The sequence below is a fragment of the Pseudomonas sp. PS01270 genome (genome assembly GCF_029959775.1).
Classification (GTDB): Bacteria; Pseudomonadota; Gammaproteobacteria; order Pseudomonadales; family Pseudomonadaceae; genus Aquipseudomonas; species Aquipseudomonas atacamensis.
In genome coordinates, this window is the sequence record NZ_JASCPT010000243.1 from 1 (window position 1) to 2,685 (window position 2,685).

Sequence of the window (2,685 nt, forward strand, 5' to 3'; positions counted from 1 at the left end):
CGTGTGGGGGCCGGGGCGCGGGCTCGGATGGGCAGGCGCCGGCGCCGACTGTTTCAAGAAGTTCTTGGTTTGCCGTCAATGGCCGGTTCTGCATCCTTTGTAGCAGGTGTGGCGCCGGTCAGGTGACGGGCAATCAGCCCGCGATACCCGGCAGCACCGAGGCAGGCACCGACAATCGGTGCAAAAATCGGAATCAGGAAGTACGGAATATCACGACCACCGGTGAAGGAAATTTCACCCCAACCGGTAAAGAAAGTCATCAGTTTCGGACCGAAGTCACGCGCAGGGTTCATCGCGAAACCGGTCAGCGGGCCCATCGCACTGCCGATCACGGCAATCAGCAAACCGATCAGCAGCGGCGCCATCGGGCCGCGTGGCAGGCCGTTGTTGTCATCGGTCAGGGCCATGATCACGCCCATCAGGATCGCGGTGATGATCATCTCGACCAGAAATGCCTGGGCCGTCGACAGCACCGGGTTCGGGTAGGTCGAGAACACCGACGCCAATTCCAGGCTGGCGGCCGAGCCACGAACCATCTGGTGGGTTTGTTCGTAATCGAAGAACAGATTGCTGTAGAGCGTGTAGACCAGCAACGCGCCGCAGAAGGCGCCGGCAATTTGCGAAAGGATGTAGAACGGCAGTTTGCGCTTTTCGAAGTCAGCGAAGATTGCCAGAGCGATGCTCACGGCCGGGTTCAGATGCGCGCCGGAAACCCCGGCGGTGAGGTAGATCGCCATGCTCACGCCGACGCCCCAGATGATGCTGATTTCCCACAGGCCGAAGCTGGCGCCCGCGACTTTGAGCGCGGCGACACAACCGGTGCCGAAGAAAATCAGAAGGGCGGTGCCCAGGAATTCGGCCATGCATTGGCCGGAAAGCGATGGTTGCGGTAAAGCAGCTGTCATTGAAAACCTCGGTTCTTTTTCTTGTGTAGCGCCTTGCCAACGGAGCAGGGCGCGATCTTCACCGGGTCGGAATCCCCATTCGGTTCCCGGGTTACTGCTGGGTACAGCGCGGAGCATGATTCTTACATTATTCAGATTCGAAAAAATATAGACAAGAAACAAACCTGTCAAAGGTCGAAAGTGAACCGTCGGTCACAATAAAACTATTCGCCGCGTGAATGATCAGCGCCGCGAACGGCTTGAATGCAGCGCGAAGCCACGGGATTCGCGGCCTGGAATAGAGCCTTTTGCCCAACGATGACCTAGAATCGGCCGCAGGTTTTTCAAAGACTGCCGAACCCGGAGCTGCCATGACCCCAGCGTTGGACTTGTTGAAAAAAGTTCGTGCCGAACATCGCGTACACAGTTACGAACATGATCCGAAGGCCGCGTCCTACGGGCTGGAGGCAGCGGAGAAGCTCGGGCTCGAACCGGCGCAAGTGTTCAAAACCCTGCTGGCCGCCAGTGAAAAAGGCGAACTGCTGGTGGCCGTAGTGCCGGTCGTCGGAACGCTCGACCTCAAGGGCCTGGCCCATGCCGCTGGAGTGAAGAAAGCCGAAATGGCTGATCCCGCTGCAGCGCAACGCTCCACCGGCTACCTGTTGGGCGGCATCAGCCCGCTCGGGCAGAAGAAACGCCTGCGCACCTTCATCGACAATTCCGCTCAGGGGTTCGCGACTATCTATGTGAGTGCCGGGCGGCGAGGACTGGAAGTGGAATTGGCGCCGGAGGTGCTGGCCGAGCACACCCAGGCGCAGTTCGCCGATATCGGCCGGGCTTAAAATGCGCGCCGGCTGTATGAAGAAAAAATTGCGCTTCTGTCACTGGCACTGATCCGGGCCGCCGTTGCATGCTCGGTCGACCAATTCAGGGAGAAAATCATGCAGCTTGCGTTTCATCAGGTCGACGCGTTCAGTGATCGGCCGTTCAGTGGCAACCCGGCGATGGTCTATCGGCTCGACAGCTGGCTGGCCGATGACTTGATGCAGAAGATCGCCGCCGAACACAACCTGGCGGAGACTGCGTTTCTGGTGCGCGAAGGCCAGGCCTGGCATATCCGCTGGTTCACCCCGACCACCGAAGTGCCGCTGTGCGGGCATGCGACCCTGGCCAGCGCGTTTGTACTGTTCGAAATCTATAAGGAAAGTGCCGAGCGCATCGACTTCATCTGCAAGTCCGGGCCGCTGAGTGTCAGCCGCGAAGGCGATCGGCTGTGGCTGGATTTCCCGACGATCGTGCCTTCGGAAATCGGCGTGACGCTGGATGTCGAGCGGGCGCTGGGTGTCGAGGCGGTTGATGTGCTCGGCTCCAACGAACTGTTCGTGGTGCTGGACTCGGAACAGGCGGTGCTCGACTGCCAACCGGACATGGCGGCGCTGGCGAAACTGCCATGGCTGGGCGCAATCGTCACCGCGCGTGGCAACCAGCACGACTTCGTCTCGCGCTATTTCGCCCCGGCCATCGGTATCAATGAAGACCCGGTGACCGGCTCGACCCATTGCAGCCTGATTCCGTACTGGGCCAAACGTCTGGGCAAATCGAACCTGACCGCGTGCCAGCGCTCGGCGCGGGGCGGGGAGTTGTTCTGTCGGCTGGAAGGTGAGCGGGTGAAGATTGGCGGCAATGCGACGCTGGTGGCCAGCGCTACCCTGTTTTTAGGCTGAGGCAATACCAACTGTGGGAGCGAGCCTGCTCGCGAAAGCGGTCTTTCAGTCAACCTCTTCGGCGACTGAAACACCGC

General features: G+C 60.1%; 3 protein-coding genes. 2 read left to right on the forward strand and 1 reads right to left on the reverse strand.

Features of this window, described 5'->3' with window-relative positions; translation table 11 throughout:
* Positions 1-53: 53 nt before the first annotated feature.
* Complete coding sequence (locus QMX86_RS27835) at positions 54-905, reverse strand: MIP/aquaporin family protein (RefSeq protein WP_016773396.1); 852 nt, start codon at positions 903-905, stop codon at positions 54-56.
* A gap of 350 nt (positions 906-1,255) precedes the next feature.
* On the opposite strand from QMX86_RS27835, the gene ybaK reads away from it, so the two are divergent.
* Positions 1,256-1,726 (forward strand): Cys-tRNA(Pro) deacylase, encoded by a 471-nt coding sequence (ybaK, locus tag QMX86_RS27840; protein ID WP_282387831.1) that lies wholly within the window; start codon positions 1,256-1,258, stop codon positions 1,724-1,726.
* A 99-nt stretch (positions 1,727-1,825) separates the two neighbouring features.
* Positions 1,826-2,608 (forward strand): PhzF family phenazine biosynthesis protein, encoded by a 783-nt coding sequence (locus QMX86_RS27845; protein ID WP_073473176.1) that lies wholly within the window; start codon positions 1,826-1,828, stop codon positions 2,606-2,608.
* Positions 2,609-2,685 lie beyond the last annotated feature (77 nt).

Excerpts from the sequence above, each read along its gene's own strand:
- QMX86_RS27845 (WP_073473176.1), top strand. The coding sequence starts at position 1,826 with ATGCAGCTTGCGTTTCATCAGGTCGACGCGTTCAGTGATCGGCCGTTC.
- ybaK (WP_282387831.1), top strand. The coding sequence starts at position 1,256 with ATGACCCCAGCGTTGGACTTGTTGAAAAAAGTTCGTGCCGAACATCGC.
- QMX86_RS27835 (WP_016773396.1), bottom strand. The coding sequence starts at position 905 with ATGACAGCTGCTTTACCGCAACCATCGCTTTCCGGCCAATGCATGGCC.